The following is a 14,730-nucleotide window of genomic DNA, read 5'->3' on the forward strand; positions in this document are numbered from 1 at the left end:
TTACTAAAAAGTCTGTGAAATACCAAAATGGATATAATTTCTTTAAGACGCGCCAATTTGCGCCAGGCTATTGATGCCAAGTTAAAATCTGAGGGGTTTTCTTCGGATGCTGCTTTTTGTGAGCATTACGACCTGAATCCAAGCCATATATCTCAACTTGTGAAAGGTCATGGGAGTTTTGGCGAGCGCGCAGCTCGAAATTTAGAGAAAAAGGTTGGCTGGGAAGCTGGATATTTAGATAGGGATATGCCTGACACTCGGTCTGAAGTGGTTGCCCCAGTTTCTAATGTAAGACCGTCAAGAAGGAAATTAAGGAAGATTCCGGTGTTAGATTTTGTGCAAGCTGGCATATGGAGAGAGGTTGTATACGATGGAGTTCATCCGAAAGATGAGACTTATACAACCTACGAAGGCAAAGACCCTAATGCTGTTTTCTCGTTAGAGATCGATGGCTTAAGCATGGCTCCCGAGTTTATGCCAGGTGATGAAATTGTTGTGGATGCAGCCTTGGATCCAAAGCCTGGTTCATTGGTCGTTGCTCAGGAAATTCAGCATGGTGTAGCGATGACTACCTTTAAGAAATACCGTGTTGTTGGGGTCAATGAACATGGTGTAGATATTATTGAGCTGGTTCCCTTAAACCCAGACTTCCCTACTTACAATTCGTCTCAGATCGAAATTTCAATCATTGGTGTTGTTGTTCAGCACCATAAAGACTTTAAGTACTAATAATAAAAGCCGCTATATGCGGCTTGGGGAAATTAACTGTGAACCCGACGCACTTATTTATCGGGTGGGGAAATAAATGCTTTACGATTATAAGGTTTTAGGTGATTTATGAGTATTCAACATATTATTGTTCATGAAATTCGACGCGTTAAAGAAGATAAAAAAAGTACAGAAATTTTAATTTCTAAGATTAAAGATACAGAGAATGATTTAAGTTCATTAAGCGGCGAATTAGCAGAAAGTTTATTAAAGCTATTTTCTAAATCTAGTTTAATTGTAGGGCAATTCTCAATAGGAAAAGATGTAGATAAGAAACCTGCATTTGAACAGGGATTAGATAATTTTTATTCTGGTGACAATTGCCTAGACTTTGTTGAAATGACAAGGGAGTTAGCAGAATACTTTAAAACTTTTCTCGTTGAAAATAAAAGTATTACTGGCGGTTTTCTTGTGTTTTTTGAGTTTAAAGGAGAAGAGCACACTAAATTAGCTGTTGCAGTCATCAACAAATCCAATGCAACTGATATTAATCCTAATCTTGATTTTATTGCGAAAGAAATTCTTGACCTAGAAAAATTACATTTGGGTGCGACAATTAATATTACTCAATGGCGTGATGAATTCGCAGAGCGATATATCCGTTTTAAAAATGGTCAGTCGGAGCAGGTAACTGATTACTTCCAGAAATTTATCGGTTGTGAGGTCGATAACAAGGCTGCTGTTGAAGAAACTAAACAGTTAAGGAAAGCAATTGAAAAATTTGCTAGTGTAAAATTAAATTTACCTCAAGAAGAAGTAGATGGATATCTTTCATCGGCCTATGGATACATCAATGAGTGTATTAGTAAAGGTGATGACATTGTTCTAGGTAATCTAGCTAAGAGGGTATTCTCAGAACATAGTGAAGAATTTTTCGAATATGCCAGTGATGGGCATAACTTATCAGGGATAATTAAGATTAATACCACTGAATTGAAAGGTTTCATGAAATTAAGCAGTAAGCGAAAAGATCTTTCAATTACTTTTTCCAGAGAGCTTCTGCACAATAAAATTAATTTTGAAGATGATATACTTAAGATTGATAGTTCATTACTGTCAGAAAATTTAGTTGCAGAGCTTAGGGCTGCAACAGTTAAAAACGATTAAGATGAATAGATATGACCATGAATCCAGCGCAAATTTATCGTGACGTCTTCCTGTCTATGCATGATAGACAGGAAAGTCATGACCAATTTATATGCTGGATGGAACTAGATTCAGATAAACTTGCTTCATTAAAAACTTTGAGTGAATACTCTTTAGTTTCAGGTAGTCTTGATGTAAAAATTGATGGGAAGCAGCGTGATTCAGGCGTAAATTTAGACAGGATTCAAGATAAGTTCTTTGAAAGTAGATATATTTTTGAAGTTAGGTTAAATAAAAATAATATTAGTTTAGGGCATAATTTCATTATCTGTGATTGCTGGGAGACTGTTCTTAAATATGAACATCATATAAAGAAACCTATTAAGAATATTTTTCTTACTAAAACTGGAAGTTATTTTGAGAGTATTTCTACCGATAGTAAATTTAAAAATTATCTCGCTATGGGTGAGCTATATTCTTTCATAAAGTTTTTATCTGAAGAGTCAAGTGCTGATAGGGATTGTATTTTTTATAATCGTAGTTACAAGTTTAAAATTAAAGCTTCTGAAGATGATTTAAATTATTCAATTGATACAAAAAGCTTAGAAAAATTTATAAAATCTGACATGCACCGTGAGGCTATTATTCATCTCATGTGTAAAGAAGTGACAGCTTTTGTTAAAGATCAAATTGAAGAAATTCGATTCAGTTATTTGATTCGAAATTTGAATCCATTAATCACGAATATTAACCATAGTTATCAAAGTTATGTAGAAGATTATACCTTCGATAAAGTACGTAAAGAATATAATGAAAAGAAAACAGAATACGTTAAAAAGTTAAATGACACCTTTGATTCAGTGGCGACTAAAATGTTTGCTATTCCAGCCGGTATTTGGTTTGCAACTGCTCAAATGAAAGTGATAGGTGAACCAAGTAACTATCTTTTTACTAAGAATTTTATTGTATTAATGACTGTACTTTGCATGGTATTGATTATGATCTTAAATATTTGGGGGCAACGTAGCACAGTCACTCAAATGCAGGAAGAATACACCACAGTTTTTAAAGCATTAGAAGCAAAGTTTGAGGATGAAAAGCTTAAAATTCAAAGTGTAAAAGGTGAGGTAGATAAAAGGTATAAGAGAATCATGTCAAATATTAGTATTTCAATTATTATTTGTGTTGCTTTAGCTACTTATACGTCAGTCCTGTTCTATCAAAGTGTTTAATAATTAATACAAGCCTATCAACCCACCCCAGCGGTGGGTTTCTTTTTTCTATCAATACCTTATAATTTCTCTACCAATAACAATAAGAAACCATAATGAAAAGAATAGCTTTTATTGCCCTGCTTACCACCTATGCTTTTACTGGCTGCCAGAAACAACCTAAAGAGTCTGACACGACCATCCCTTCTGGAAAAGAATCTACAGACGTTATTCAGCTTGAAATGGCTGATCAGAAGATTGGCTACTTCTTGGATCAGCTAGATGATCCCAATACACCTATGGATAAACGCAAACAGATCATCTGTAAAGACTACCCTGCTACTTACTATGATGAATACGTCCCTGCTCTCATGAAGCTATCACCCGAGAATACTCAAGACCAACTTAAGGAAGATCTTGAGAAAGTCATAAGCTACTATAAAGAAAAAGATCGAATATCATGTTGATCTAAAACCTTTTAGAAAGCCCGCTATATGCGGGTTTTCTTTTGTCTATTAAAGCATAAAAATTAGCAAAGACTTAATTTTCACTAAATTAATTTAGTATTTACTATTGACAGTTTATTTAGTAAATACTAAATTATCTCTCACAGACATTAAAAAACCTCAGCGTTGTTGTAGCAACCTGAGGCGTGACCCACAACTTACCTGTGAGTAAATAAATTATGAACGTAAAACCAAATCCTTTCAACTCTGCAAAAGTGTTTCTTGCTTCTTCAGCATTAACACTTGCTGCCTTAGCTCTAATTGCTAAACCGGAAGCGACTGAATACAAGCCAAGCTATGGCAATTCCCAGCCTTCTGACTACGGCGTACAAACCCTTCAAGTCAATGGTGAAACTGGAGTTGCTGTTGTAAAGCTTGACGGTTTCCGTGTACAGGTCAGTTTTGACTTTGAAGCACATCCTGATAGCTACGGCGTTCCAGGTTCTGACTTTACAGCGGTTGAAATCACCAATCTGGCAGTAGACAAGATCACCGATGCGAATGGTAATCCGTATAACGATTTCACTGACCACAACGACCACCGCAATATCAATTTATTGCTCTCCACTTTTATTGAAAAAAATAACCTGGTGGAGGTGTAATCATGGCACTACCAATTATTCCAGCTAATCAACCTTTACAGGTTTCTGCAATTATCACTTACCTGTATGCCGATCCTGGCTTAGGTAAAACATCAATGGGCTTCACTGGTGACAAAGCGATTTCATTCGACTTTGACAAAGGTGCACATCGTACCGGTGAACTACGTCGTGGCGCAGTAGTTCAGGTTAATCAATGGGCCGATGTTGCCAATCTTACTCCACAAGACCTGGCGCCTTATAACACTGTGGTTATTGATACGGTAGGCGCAATGCTTGAAAGCATCAAAACTCACCTGATGCTGAACAATACCAATAAGCAAAAAGATGGCTCTTTGAAACTTAAGGCTCAAGGTCTGGCAAATAACATCTTTAAGCAGTACGTGAATACCCTAATTTCAGCAGGTAAAGACGTGGTGTTTATTGCTCACGCCTCAGAAGATCAAAGTGGTGACCAGGTGATCTATCGCCCTGATCTGGGTGGGAAGAACCGTAATGAGCTATACCGCATTGCAGACATCATGGGTTATCTGACCACCGTAACTACTGGTGAAGGCAAGAATGCCCGGGTGATCAGCTTTAAACCGTGCCCTACCCATCATGCAAAAAATGCAGGCGGTCTAGGTGGTGAAACTGGTGAGGTGTGGGTTCCTGACCTAAAAGAGAATCCAACATTCTTGGCTGATCTGATCAAACAGGCCAAGGACCACATTAACACCATGACACCAGAGCAACTTGCTGCGATCAAAGCTCAAGAAGACTTAGACAACTGGATGCAGAGCTGTGCTGAAGCGCAATACGCAAGTGACTTAAATCAGCTTACTGAAGCATTACCACAAGGCCATTGCTACGTGTTGAACATGTGGAATGCTGTCAAATCAAGAGCTAAAGAACTTGATTGCACATACAACAAAGACCAAAAGCGCTGGTCTGATCCAGCTGAGTTCTTTGGCTTATCAGATCAAAGTTTGGCTGAACTACAAGAATTCATTGATACACGCGGCCTAGATGCCAAAACCGTATGTGAACACCTGGGGATTGATGCACTGAACCAAATTGAAGCCAGCAAACTGGCAGCGGTACAACAAGAAATTGAACAATTAGCAAAGGAATCAATGGCATGAAGATTTTAAACGGAAAAGAAGCTTTTGAAGCAATGATGGCTGGTCGAAATATTATGTGCCGCGCCGTTGGGGGGTTAATGGATTTTGATGATCTGGATCGTTTCCCGGCAACTATCTTTGCAATGCCTGGCTATGAGTTCTCTATCAAAGTTGAAACTATGGAACTTGCAGGTATTACCTTTGCTAAGCCTTTAACGCTTGATGATGTCGTGGAAGATCAGGAAATCTTTATTATTCATCCTGATCACGTTTCCCTGGTTAAATACAGTAAACAGAATGGGGAATATTTTGCTTGTGTGCGTAATGGCTTTGCCCAGGCAGATAATAAAAATGCAGTGTTACAACTAGAGGCAATGGGTAAGCTGTTTGGTCGAGTTATTTGTTATTCACCAACAATCGACAATACAGGTAAAACTAAAAAGAAACGTTCAACCAAGGCTAAGAGTGAAGCTGATCAGACAAGCATTCCAGCTGGCCCAGTTAATGCTGTACCAAATATTGAAAAGCTGCCTGAACCAGAAGTTCCTCAACCTATCGAAGTTGTAGTACAAGATCCGTCTGTTACTACTGAGGTTCCAGCGGCTCAACCTGCTGAACTTGATGAAACAGATCCAGCTATTCTGAAGGTTATCGAAGCTATTGAAAAATGTGGTTCAGATTATGAGTTAAAAGGCGTTGAACGTAATTTGGATAGCAATCAGCACAAGCTAACTGAAACTGAATACAGTGAACTCAAAAATCGTATTGCACAAAAACGTGAACTTCTTTTTGCTTCTAAAAAGCCGGTAACAGTAGATTCACTTAAAAAATTTGCAATACAAAGTGAAGCATGTACTGCCTACATTGATCAAATTAAGGCATGCACCACAACAAATGAGCTGGCTGATTTAAGCAGCGCAATCATTGCGGATGACAAGCTAAATATTGATCTGCAAGAACAGTTGTGCAACCAGATCAATGAGGCAGCTAATCAATTAAACCAGCCCAAACCTAAGGAAGAGCAGCCACCTGAAAACTTAAGTGTTGCTGAGCTTCAAAGATTGCAGCATGAGGCTGAAAAGCTGGTACAGAACAAGGCTCAAGATGAAGAATATCAAACATTGCTTACTGACCTATTGGATCGTGCCGAAAAAGCTAATACACCAGCTGAAGCAAATTCTTTAGTTCGATACACCAGAGCCTGGACGGAAGAACAGCGTAAGCCACTGCTTGATGCAATCCATAAACGCCTAGTGCAGTTGAATGATGCTAATGAGCAGCCATCACTGGCAGTACGTATTCAACGAGCTGAAGATCTGACTGAGCTGGATTCCTTGGAAATTGATGTGTCTGCATGCGATGAAGTGATTCAACCTCGACTAATGGAGCTTATTGAACAGCGTCGCATAGAGCTTGAGTTACCCACTGAAGCTGGTGAGGCTTCATGAGTTACCAGTATTCATCAATAACCCGTGTGCTGCTTGTGCAGTACAGGGGTCGGGTTAAGACTTATAGAAATATCAATCTGTTTGGAATTGAAGATTGCATTAGAGACTTTGTAGATAGCTGGGGGTATCGATGATTTTCCGAATTAAACAAAAGCATGAGCTCGGCTTCAAGCTATGGCTTGAAAAGCTTGGATACACCAAGAAAGAACTTACAGATGGTAGCTCAACATTTTCCGGCAAAGGCACACGTAAGGCATTGAGTTATGTGTTTTTAAAGAATGATTTAACAGGTAATGCGGCATGCCAGGTGTTATTTGATGAATATGAAATGCACCTATGCAGTCCTGATTATTTAGAGATGAAGGTAGCGTGATGGAAAAAAATAAATTATGGGCAGTTAATATCCCTGAAGAACCTGATTCAGAAGAAATTTTATATCCAATTCCATCTAAAGAATTGGGCGAACAATTGGTTGAGCGTCTTCGTCAGGAGGCAATGCAAGTTTTTGAGGGGTGTATCGGGGAGTGTATTGCTGAATCAATAACGCTTGAAGAATGGAATGGCTCAGAATTCGAGCACATGGAGTACTTGATATCCAATCTGAGTTGGTGGGATGAAACCACTTTTTTGGATGGCGGGGTGGCGTGATGACTAAGATCCAAGTGGCCAACTTCATTATTGGTGAACTACATAAAGAATTGCCTTTTGAGCTGGTATTAAACCAGGTAGAAACAGAAGCATTTCTGACATTTGTTGAAGGTTATAAGGGGGATTTACGACTTCCGATGACCTACAAGAATGAATCAACCATCATTCAAATCAATAAAGAAAATGTAGATGCCATCTACCTCATGCTTTCAACTCACACTGAACAGTATGAACAACCTAAAAACAGCATCGATCAATTTATTGCAAGCGGTGGATTTGATGAAGCTTTTAAAGATGAGTTTGGACTACCTGAAATGGTAAAACAAAGTTTAAAGGAGGTGTCATGATGGCCCTACGTGATTTAAAACAGACAGATGAAAGCCAGCAAAATCACCTGTTAAAAGACTTTATTGAAGCGCCTTTAGATCAAAACTTTGGCCATGAGGTTGTTGCTATGTACCTAGGTTGCTCACCTTGGACCCTGGCACGTATGCGCTGCAATGGATCTGAACTGCCATACACTAAGATCGGACGGCGTATTGCATACAAGAAGCGTGATGTACTGGCCTATGAAAAAAGCCGTACAACAACGTGCACGGCTCAGTATGCATAACAGAAGGCAGGTTTACCCTGCCTTTATTTGTTTTAATCGCTCATCCCAAACGCTTTCATAATTAAAGCAGTCTATTTTTCCTTGATATACAGCTTCAATCATATTCATAGATGCTTTCAGCTCTTCCATGGGAATCTGTACATAGCCACCAGTGACATCAATGCGTGGCTTTTGTGTATGGTTGAGAAGTCGTTTAGTCACATAGATATTGAAGCGTAATAAGTTGCAAATCGTGGCAAATGTACGTCTGAAATCGTGCATCGATACATAATAGCCTACCTGATCACCAAGTACTTTAAGTGCACGATCAACTTTAGTTGCGTGCATATTGGCTGATGTTGGCATTTTGGTTGCCGGGAATACCCAGTCATTTTCACGCAGTAGATAACGATCTTTCAGAATTTTAAGCAGATGATCACCTACTGGGAACAGATGGTCAGTACCGTTTTTTGTATCCCTGAAAAGTACGGTACTAGTTTTAAAATTCACGTCCGACCATTTCAGACCGCAAACTTCCTGACGGCGGCAACCGGTGTACATCGTAAATAAAATGATGTCACGATGCGTATTGGATCTTGCTGTATTTTCAAGATTCAATTCATCCTGGTAATTTAGTACGGCGTTATAGTATTTGTGGATGATGTCTTTATGTAGATGGCGTTGACGGCGTGCAATCACGTTCCAGCCTTTGGTCACCGCTATCACGTCAACCGGGTTAGATTTCAGGATTGGGTTTTCATCGGATGAATACAGCACGTGAATATATTTCCAGAGCGTACCCAGCAATGATACAGATCCATTGGCCGATGACTTGCTGATTTCAGAAACAGATAAAAACTTGTCCAATACTTCATTTTTGGTGATTTCAAATAGCTTTCGATCAGACCAGCCTAGATAAAGATCAAAGTATTTTTTGTACTGGCGAATAGTTTTAGGCTTGAAGTCATTGCGCCGGATGTAGATATCCAGTGCTTGACCTACTGTGATATCCAGTGGATCCTCAGCAGCCTTACCTTTTACTGGTTTCTTATATTCCCCATTGGCAATCTGCGCCAAAATCATTTGTGCTTTGGCACGTGCAGCAAGTGCAGATATTTCATTCGTCTTACCAAGCACAACCCGGTAAAGCTCCCCTGCATGACGGCGCTCAACAATATACGATTTGGATTTAGTGGTGGACCGAACAGCAAACCCAATTAAATCTTGGTCACGGTAAATTTTTTGACCAGAATCAGACAATGGGATAGCATCAACATTAGACTTGTTGAGTTTCATAGATTGTTCATCAAAACTTTAGCGAGTAATGATTTAATCATGTTTCTCAACAGTCTACAAATAGTCTACAAGTCAAATTTTTAGGCAATAAAACACCCCTCAAAATCACTTTAAATTATTGTTTTTATTTAATTTAATAAATCCTCTATGTCTACAAGTATACTATAACAAAAGTAAAAACCGCCGAGTCTGGACTGAATGGGAAGATTGAGCATTTAAATAGCTTTACCTAATAATTCAAAAACTTAAAATATTTGAAATTGCCTTACATTGTATTCTTTTTACCTTTCTTGCAGTTCAATAGTCTACAAATTTTATTTTTTGTAGATGTAAAAATATTTGTAGACTTAATTCTTAATTTACTGATTTTCATATATTTTTTCGATAAAAGTTAGCATAATAAGATTATTTTTCTGAGCGATAGATATAGTGGATTGAGTGGTAATACAACTTTTATATAAAGCACCTAATAAAAAATGGTGATAATTTCAGAAAAGAACTGGACGGGAGCGGGCTTTATATTTGCAAGTAAGTTGGTAATTTTTGAGTAGGATTGAAAGTTAGAGTGTTACCTTGACCAAACTCCCCCCTACTGCTCAAGACAAAAAAAATTTATGATATACTGATAATTATTTTAGCTTATTTATTTTGTATTTAAATGGTAACCATAATAAAAAGAAATATTAAAACTATTGTTCCGTCGATCACATTAAATTACTATTACTTCATGCTAAAGGTTTAAAGAAGTTTAGTAGGATTTTTTATACCCAGCCAATTAATTTTATTACAATCAAATCTTATTTATCACACGTCAACCTAAGGAGTTTATTATGAACAATGCTAAAACTTATTTTGCAGCTGTCGAGTGCTTCGAAGGTTGCAACATCTAATCTAGATTATTCTTTTTCAAGAAGCCCTCTTAAGAGGGCTTTTTAGTGTTTATAGTTTTATTTTTTGCTGGGGTATTAAAGGATGGCATCCGAAGAAATTATTTGGCTGGGGGTTTCGTTAGGTACTTGGATTCAATCAGCAAGTGTAGTTGTGGCAGCATGTGCTTTATTTTTTAATGCGCTGCAAGTTAGAGCGGTAAAAACACAAAATATCCAAAATGAAAAAAAAGCACGACAAAGAGCAACAATAGACTTAGCTCTACATGAGCGAATAGACACTAAATTCATAGAGTGTAGAAAAAAGTTTGCAGAGTTGCGCGATCAAGATAGATTGACAGCTTTAGCTTGTGAAAAAGATAATAAGCTGGACAATGATGCAATTATGGGTTTTTTAAACCATTATGAATTTTTAGCTTGCGGTATTTTTGAAGAGGCTATTGATGGTGAACTCTATAAACGCATGATGAAAACCTCAGTTATTCGAGATTTTGATTCTCTTAAACCATATATAATGGAAATTAGAAATCAACGGAAAAACCAGAATATTTATTGTGAAATTGAGAAGCTAGTTGATCAATGGCGATAAATAAGAAGCCCTCTTCGGAGGGTTTTCTTTCGTCTGAAGTATTAGAAAACATATTAATACCTAGACCAATTTTTTCTTTGATGGGTGCACCATTCTTTACTCTACAGGTGGTTCTGGTTTAGAGAAAATACAAATAGCAGTTCAAAGTTACCCTCTCTTAAATTTTAATCATATCTATAAAAGTTCACATAGAGAATTATTGTAAATGCACTTATTTATATTAAGTTTCTTTTAAGAAATTGCCTTCAAACAATCTTTACATACCTTTATTTCTTCCTTTCTATCCGTGTAATCAAACTCTGTCTTCCCATGTAAAACAAAGCAGCAAAGGATAGAACGAAGCATGATTTGATCTCTAGATAAAAAAATACCTCCTTGGGAAGGAGGTAAAACTTGAGAATCTACAGCCATAGAATCTATGTGCGCATTTTATATAAGTTTGTTTTTTGATCACTGGCGAAAAATTACAATATTTTTCTCAATAAAAATCTTGCTTAGCTCAAGGATAAATTAGGTTAATATTTGATTATTATTTTTTTCTTTTCCAGACAATTGAAGACCCCACTAATTTGTGAGGCCTTCTATCAATTTATTCAGGGGTATTTTCTGCCTTAGGCTCTTTGTCTACACCTTGATGACAGCAGCTTTTGGCATTTCCCTTTTTGCATTTTGCCTTCTTATAACAATAGCCAGCCAGCACACCTGCACCAATTAAAGTTAATAATTTCATTCTTCACCTCAATGTTGTAGAAATAACAACCTATATAGGTATCATCTATATCCATTGCATTCCAAAGCTATTTGGAGTGTTTTTTTAAATGAAAGGTAAATTTATGTGTATAAAATAAAAAAGCTCACATTTCTGTGAGCTTTCCCCTTAATCATTTTGCGCTGATTTAGGATAGTTGACAAAACATACAACGATCAAACATTAGTCAATTTATATAAAATAGAAATATATATAGGAATTAACTATACATCTATAAAAAATAAGTCTAAATATTGATTTTTCAACCAGGTATCGTTGAACTAAACTTATGTTGTGTTATTTCAATCAATAAAAAAACCACCCGAAGGTGGTTTAAATACGCTCTATTCTTATACGAAACCATTTGTATATCTAGTCAGTTTGCGATTCTTGTAATAACTGTTCATTATTTTTATGTCCAATCAGTATTTGTCGTGCCATTGCTTCTTCAGGAACATTACGTTGCAGATCGATGGTCAATAAACCATTGTCATAATCTGCTTGCTGAACCTCGACATGCTCATCCAGACGTAATGACAGTTTAAAGGAACGGCTTGCAATGCCTTTATATAAATACTCAACGTTTGGATCGTTCTTTTCTTCCTCTACTACTTTACCAGTAATAGTCAGCACCTGATTTTCCAAATTGATCTCAAGTTGATCCCGATTGAATCCTGCAGTTGCCACAGATATCCGGTAATTATTGTCTCCTGTCTTTTCAATATTGTAGTGAGGATAATTTGGGGTATCACTTTGCAATGCAAAATCAAATAGATCACTTAAGCGATCAAAACCAATACTACGACGGAATAGTGGTGATAAACTGAAATTACTCATTGCTATAACCTCCTGATTTTATCAACCAGCTGAGATTTCGTTATCAAGTTTGATAACAGAACCAGAAGCAATATCTGTATTGCTATATTATTTATCAGGGTACATGCAGATATTTTCAATAGTCATGGGGAATTGAAAATACATTTTACTATTATTAAAAATTCATAAATTTAATCAATGATTTAAAATATTCTGAAAATTTTATAATGGGTTTTTTAATAAGCAGAATATTTTCTTGATTAAAAAAAACCGCACCTTGGGGAAGATGCGGATAAAACTCGATATTCAATCAAGTGTGGAGCTTTTTGAACACTTAGTAAAATAATCAAGATTCAAACAACTGTCAATCATGCATTCGACTAAAGTCTTTATTGATAAATATAAAATTTTATCTGTATTAAGACTTTTGAGCATCTAACCACTTAAACTCATTCTTTATCCTCACCTATCTCAGCAACATATACCTGATAATCGATTTCAGAAGACCCTCTTAAAGCCAATAAACAAAATATAAGGTTTAGCATAATTTTTCTTCCTATGAATTAGTTTATGGATCTCTAAATGTTTTCCTCTTCTAACTGTATTACTTCAGATAAAATCTTATTTAAGATTAAATAAAATTCTCAACATCACAGTTAAACTTTCTAATAAGAAAATTTGAGGAATATACTTAACAATATTGTTCCAACAATTAGGCTGAGAATTCTTTTAATAAAACTTGTTTGATTGTTTCATCAAAATCCGAAGTTGCGAGCGCTGGCTGATTATTTTTAATAACTTTATAGCAATAGCTTGCAGCCACACCTACACTCATTAATGTCAATAATTTCATTGCTCACCTCAGCTACTTAAAAGTTAAATTTAAACTATCATTCAAAATTGTAGCCTTCCAATCCAGTTTTGATTGTTTTCTGTTCTGTATGTAATTGAATGTAGGTGAAATAAAGATGAGTGGATGAAAAATATACAGTTAGGTAAACTTTGTAATTAAGCTAGTGTCTTCCCATAGAGTTCTGTCAAAAAGGTCAATTAAGCTTATTTACACTACAAATCACCTCCTCTTTAAATGTGCTTTTTCCAATAAAAATAAAATGACAGTTATCTATCAGAGCAGCTTTCAGCTCATTATCAAGCTAATTTCGTTCACACTAAAATATGGATATTTCATGTTTAAGCTTCAAATACCAATTATCCCAAATGGGTGAAAAATGTAATTACGTTTTTAAGTGGTATTAAGTTTCTAGCTGCTCTATCTTAATTTTTATTACCGATAACAATTAGAATGTAGAGGCAGTATATGTGTTCAAACTATGAGTTCCCTTCCAAACAGCGTCTGTCTTTACTCGACATTCATGAAGATCAGCTCGAATTAGACATCAAATCTCATGTCTATCCTATGGCACCCGCTCCCATCATTATGCGTGGTGCCGAGGAATTTGAACTCGACATTGCCCGTTTTGGTCTGATTCCCTCCTGGGCGAAAGAATTAAAATTTGGGCGCCACACCTATAATGCACGTACTGAAACAGTAGCCAAAAAACCCAGCTTTCGGCATGCCTGGGTAAAGAGTCAGTTTGCATTGGTGCCTGTGGATGTCTTTTATGAGCCTAAATATATAGAGGGTGAATCGCAGTGGTTCGGGATCTCACGTGCAGATGGCAATCCTTTTACAGTTGCCGCAATTTATGATGATGCCCATATTGATGGCAAGAAAATCCGGTCATTTTCAATGTTAACCATTAACGCAGATGAGCATCCTTTTATGAAACAGTTTCATCGTCCAGATGATGAAAAGCGCTCACTTATTGTCATCCCCGAAAAGTTACGACAGGACTGGTTGCATTGCAGCCATGAAGAAGCCAATGATTTTTTTCTAGAAATGAAAGACGAGTTTATTGCCAAGCCACGGGATAAAGAAAAATCATTACATTAAAAATTAACACACATGATTACGTTCAATTTCTTTATTTCAATCGTCATTAAAGCAAAGGATTCTATAAAAGCGCTCTGGCAGATAATTATAAGCCCAAATTATATTGGGCTTGGTTAAATAAGAACGAAGTTCACTCATCTACTTCTAAAGGATCACCATCTTCCGGACGGGTATGACTTTTCGCGTCATCAGCTGGATCAACGCTTGAACCATCTTTCGTAATTGCGTTGTATAACTCATCCTCTTTCTTATCATCCATGAATTCCTCATCATCAAATTCCATAGGTTCATTATCATCATCAAAATTTAAAGGCTTTTCTTCATCTTTCATGGCGATCCCTCAATTTGTATAGCAGTAAATCCTCATGCTCAAACATTGGTCAAAGTTATTCAATAGTCAACCATTACCATTTCTGTAACTGGAAATCCAAGAGAATAAAAATCTAAACCTGATTCAAAAAATCTTTGTGCAGTTTGCT

18 protein-coding genes are annotated in these 14,730 nt (G+C 36.7%); 13 read left to right on the plus strand and 5 right to left on the minus strand.

Going from position 1 to position 14,730, the window contains the following annotated elements; genetic code table 11:
- Window positions 1–27 precede the first annotated feature (27 nt).
- The 11 genes from BS636_RS13655 (at window position 28) to BS636_RS13705 (ending at window position 7,982) form a co-directional block, all read left to right on the plus strand.
- Window positions 28–729 (plus strand): LexA family protein, encoded by a 702-nt coding sequence (locus tag BS636_RS13655; protein ID WP_099339274.1) that lies wholly within the window; start codon window positions 28–30, stop codon window positions 727–729.
- Between the two features lie 108 nt (window positions 730–837).
- Window positions 838–1,875, plus strand: a complete 1,038-nt coding sequence (locus BS636_RS13660; protein WP_099339275.1) for a nucleoid-associated protein — start codon at window positions 838–840, stop codon at window positions 1,873–1,875.
- An 11-nt stretch (window positions 1,876–1,886) separates the two neighbouring features.
- Window positions 1,887–3,086 carry a hypothetical protein gene (locus BS636_RS13665; RefSeq protein ID WP_099339276.1) on the plus strand — a complete coding sequence of 400 codons (1,200 nt, stop codon included), beginning with the start codon at window positions 1,887–1,889 and terminating at the stop codon, window positions 3,084–3,086.
- A gap of 95 nt (window positions 3,087–3,181) precedes the next feature.
- The gene (locus tag BS636_RS13670; RefSeq protein ID WP_099339277.1) at window positions 3,182–3,532 is read left to right on the plus strand and encodes a hypothetical protein; all 351 of its coding nucleotides are present in this window, start codon (window positions 3,182–3,184) and stop codon (window positions 3,530–3,532) included.
- A gap of 218 nt (window positions 3,533–3,750) precedes the next feature.
- Window positions 3,751–4,173: a hypothetical protein gene (locus BS636_RS13675; RefSeq protein ID WP_099339278.1), complete on the plus strand. Its 423-nt coding sequence runs from the start codon at window positions 3,751–3,753 to the stop codon at window positions 4,171–4,173.
- Window positions 4,174–4,175: 2 nt separating this feature from the next.
- Window positions 4,176–5,294, plus strand: coding sequence for an ATP-binding protein (locus tag BS636_RS13680; protein ID WP_099339279.1), 1,119 nt, complete (start codon window positions 4,176–4,178; stop codon window positions 5,292–5,294).
- Window positions 5,291–6,721 (plus strand): hypothetical protein, encoded by a 1,431-nt coding sequence (locus BS636_RS16495; protein ID WP_228206909.1) that lies wholly within the window; start codon window positions 5,291–5,293, stop codon window positions 6,719–6,721. The genes BS636_RS13680 and BS636_RS16495 overlap by 4 nt, the downstream gene beginning before the upstream one ends.
- Before the next feature lie 130 nt (window positions 6,722–6,851).
- Window positions 6,852–7,094 (plus strand): hypothetical protein, encoded by a 243-nt coding sequence (locus BS636_RS13690; RefSeq protein WP_099339280.1) that lies wholly within the window; start codon window positions 6,852–6,854, stop codon window positions 7,092–7,094.
- Window positions 7,094–7,369 carry a hypothetical protein gene (locus BS636_RS13695; protein ID WP_099339281.1) on the plus strand — a complete coding sequence of 92 codons (276 nt, stop codon included), beginning with the start codon at window positions 7,094–7,096 and terminating at the stop codon, window positions 7,367–7,369. Before BS636_RS13690 ends, BS636_RS13695 begins: the two co-directional genes overlap by 1 nt.
- Complete coding sequence (locus BS636_RS16400) at window positions 7,369–7,716, plus strand: hypothetical protein (protein WP_213064241.1); 348 nt, start codon at window positions 7,369–7,371, stop codon at window positions 7,714–7,716. Before BS636_RS13695 ends, BS636_RS16400 begins: the two co-directional genes overlap by 1 nt.
- Window positions 7,713–7,982: a helix-turn-helix domain-containing protein gene (locus BS636_RS13705; RefSeq protein ID WP_228206910.1), complete on the plus strand. Its 270-nt coding sequence runs from the start codon at window positions 7,713–7,715 to the stop codon at window positions 7,980–7,982. The genes BS636_RS16400 and BS636_RS13705 overlap by 4 nt, the downstream gene beginning before the upstream one ends.
- Window positions 7,983–7,994: 12 nt before the next feature.
- Here the strand turns inward: BS636_RS13705 and BS636_RS13710 are convergent, their stop codons facing one another.
- On the minus strand, window positions 7,995–9,257 hold the full coding sequence (locus tag BS636_RS13710) for a tyrosine-type recombinase/integrase (RefSeq protein ID WP_099339282.1): 1,263 nt from the start codon (window positions 9,255–9,257) through the stop codon (window positions 7,995–7,997).
- A gap of 972 nt (window positions 9,258–10,229) precedes the next feature.
- Between BS636_RS13710 and BS636_RS13715 the strand changes: the two genes are divergently transcribed.
- A complete protein-coding gene (locus tag BS636_RS13715) occupies window positions 10,230–10,733 on the plus strand; it encodes a DUF4760 domain-containing protein (protein WP_099339283.1) in 504 nt (167 codons plus the stop codon).
- 589 nt (window positions 10,734–11,322) lie between these two features.
- Here BS636_RS13715 and BS636_RS16360 read toward each other — a convergent pair.
- The 3 genes from BS636_RS16360 to BS636_RS16365 all read right to left on the minus strand — a co-directional run bounded on the left by BS636_RS16360 (window position 11,323) and on the right by BS636_RS16365 (window position 13,150).
- Window positions 11,323–11,463 (minus strand): hypothetical protein, encoded by a 141-nt coding sequence (locus BS636_RS16360; protein WP_171266031.1) that lies wholly within the window; start codon window positions 11,461–11,463, stop codon window positions 11,323–11,325.
- Between the two features lie 390 nt (window positions 11,464–11,853).
- Window positions 11,854–12,318: an Hsp20 family protein gene (locus tag BS636_RS13725; RefSeq protein WP_099339285.1), complete on the minus strand. Its 465-nt coding sequence runs from the start codon at window positions 12,316–12,318 to the stop codon at window positions 11,854–11,856.
- Between the two features lie 691 nt (window positions 12,319–13,009).
- Window positions 13,010–13,150 (minus strand): hypothetical protein, encoded by a 141-nt coding sequence (locus BS636_RS16365; RefSeq protein WP_171266032.1) that lies wholly within the window; start codon window positions 13,148–13,150, stop codon window positions 13,010–13,012.
- A gap of 465 nt (window positions 13,151–13,615) precedes the next feature.
- Between BS636_RS16365 and BS636_RS13730 the strand changes: the two genes are divergently transcribed.
- Entirely contained in the window at window positions 13,616–14,251 is a 636-nt protein-coding gene (locus BS636_RS13730; RefSeq protein ID WP_099339286.1) for an SOS response-associated peptidase, read from the plus strand.
- A gap of 130 nt (window positions 14,252–14,381) precedes the next feature.
- Here BS636_RS13730 and BS636_RS13735 read toward each other — a convergent pair whose 3' ends face one another.
- Window positions 14,382–14,582: a hypothetical protein gene (locus tag BS636_RS13735; protein WP_099339287.1), complete on the minus strand. Its 201-nt coding sequence runs from the start codon at window positions 14,580–14,582 to the stop codon at window positions 14,382–14,384.
- Window positions 14,583–14,730: the final 148 nt, after the last annotated feature.

The sequence above is a fragment of the Acinetobacter sp. LoGeW2-3 genome (assembly GCF_002688565.1).
Lineage (GTDB): Bacteria > Pseudomonadota > Gammaproteobacteria > Pseudomonadales > Moraxellaceae > Acinetobacter.

What these genes read in the sequence shown, in the direction of transcription:
- BS636_RS13665 (WP_099339276.1), top strand. Translation starts at nt 1,887, where the DNA reads ATGACCATGAATCCAGCGCAAATTTATCGTGACGTCTTCCTGTCTATG.
- BS636_RS13675 (WP_099339278.1), top strand. Translation starts at nt 3,751, where the DNA reads ATGAACGTAAAACCAAATCCTTTCAACTCTGCAAAAGTGTTTCTTGCT.
- BS636_RS13705 (WP_228206910.1), top strand. Translation starts at nt 7,713, where the DNA reads ATGATGGCCCTACGTGATTTAAAACAGACAGATGAAAGCCAGCAAAAT.
- BS636_RS13695 (WP_099339281.1), top strand. Translation starts at nt 7,094, where the DNA reads ATGGAAAAAAATAAATTATGGGCAGTTAATATCCCTGAAGAACCTGAT.
- BS636_RS13690 (WP_099339280.1), top strand. Translation starts at nt 6,852, where the DNA reads ATGATTTTCCGAATTAAACAAAAGCATGAGCTCGGCTTCAAGCTATGG.
- BS636_RS13735 (WP_099339287.1), bottom strand. Translation starts at nt 14,582, where the DNA reads ATGAAAGATGAAGAAAAGCCTTTAAATTTTGATGATGATAATGAACCT.
- BS636_RS13680 (WP_099339279.1), top strand. Translation starts at nt 4,176, where the DNA reads ATGGCACTACCAATTATTCCAGCTAATCAACCTTTACAGGTTTCTGCA.
- BS636_RS16400 (WP_213064241.1), top strand. Translation starts at nt 7,369, where the DNA reads ATGACTAAGATCCAAGTGGCCAACTTCATTATTGGTGAACTACATAAA.
- BS636_RS13715 (WP_099339283.1), top strand. Translation starts at nt 10,230, where the DNA reads ATGGCATCCGAAGAAATTATTTGGCTGGGGGTTTCGTTAGGTACTTGG.
- BS636_RS16495 (WP_228206909.1), top strand. Translation starts at nt 5,291, where the DNA reads ATGAAGATTTTAAACGGAAAAGAAGCTTTTGAAGCAATGATGGCTGGT.
- BS636_RS13710 (WP_099339282.1), bottom strand. Translation starts at nt 9,257, where the DNA reads ATGAAACTCAACAAGTCTAATGTTGATGCTATCCCATTGTCTGATTCT.
- BS636_RS13725 (WP_099339285.1), bottom strand. Translation starts at nt 12,318, where the DNA reads ATGAGTAATTTCAGTTTATCACCACTATTCCGTCGTAGTATTGGTTTT.
- BS636_RS13655 (WP_099339274.1), top strand. Translation starts at nt 28, where the DNA reads ATGGATATAATTTCTTTAAGACGCGCCAATTTGCGCCAGGCTATTGAT.
- BS636_RS13660 (WP_099339275.1), top strand. Translation starts at nt 838, where the DNA reads ATGAGTATTCAACATATTATTGTTCATGAAATTCGACGCGTTAAAGAA.
- BS636_RS16365 (WP_171266032.1), bottom strand. Translation starts at nt 13,150, where the DNA reads ATGAAATTATTGACATTAATGAGTGTAGGTGTGGCTGCAAGCTATTGC.
- BS636_RS13730 (WP_099339286.1), top strand. Translation starts at nt 13,616, where the DNA reads ATGTGTTCAAACTATGAGTTCCCTTCCAAACAGCGTCTGTCTTTACTC.
- BS636_RS16360 (WP_171266031.1), bottom strand. Translation starts at nt 11,463, where the DNA reads ATGAAATTATTAACTTTAATTGGTGCAGGTGTGCTGGCTGGCTATTGT.
- BS636_RS13670 (WP_099339277.1), top strand. Translation starts at nt 3,182, where the DNA reads ATGAAAAGAATAGCTTTTATTGCCCTGCTTACCACCTATGCTTTTACT.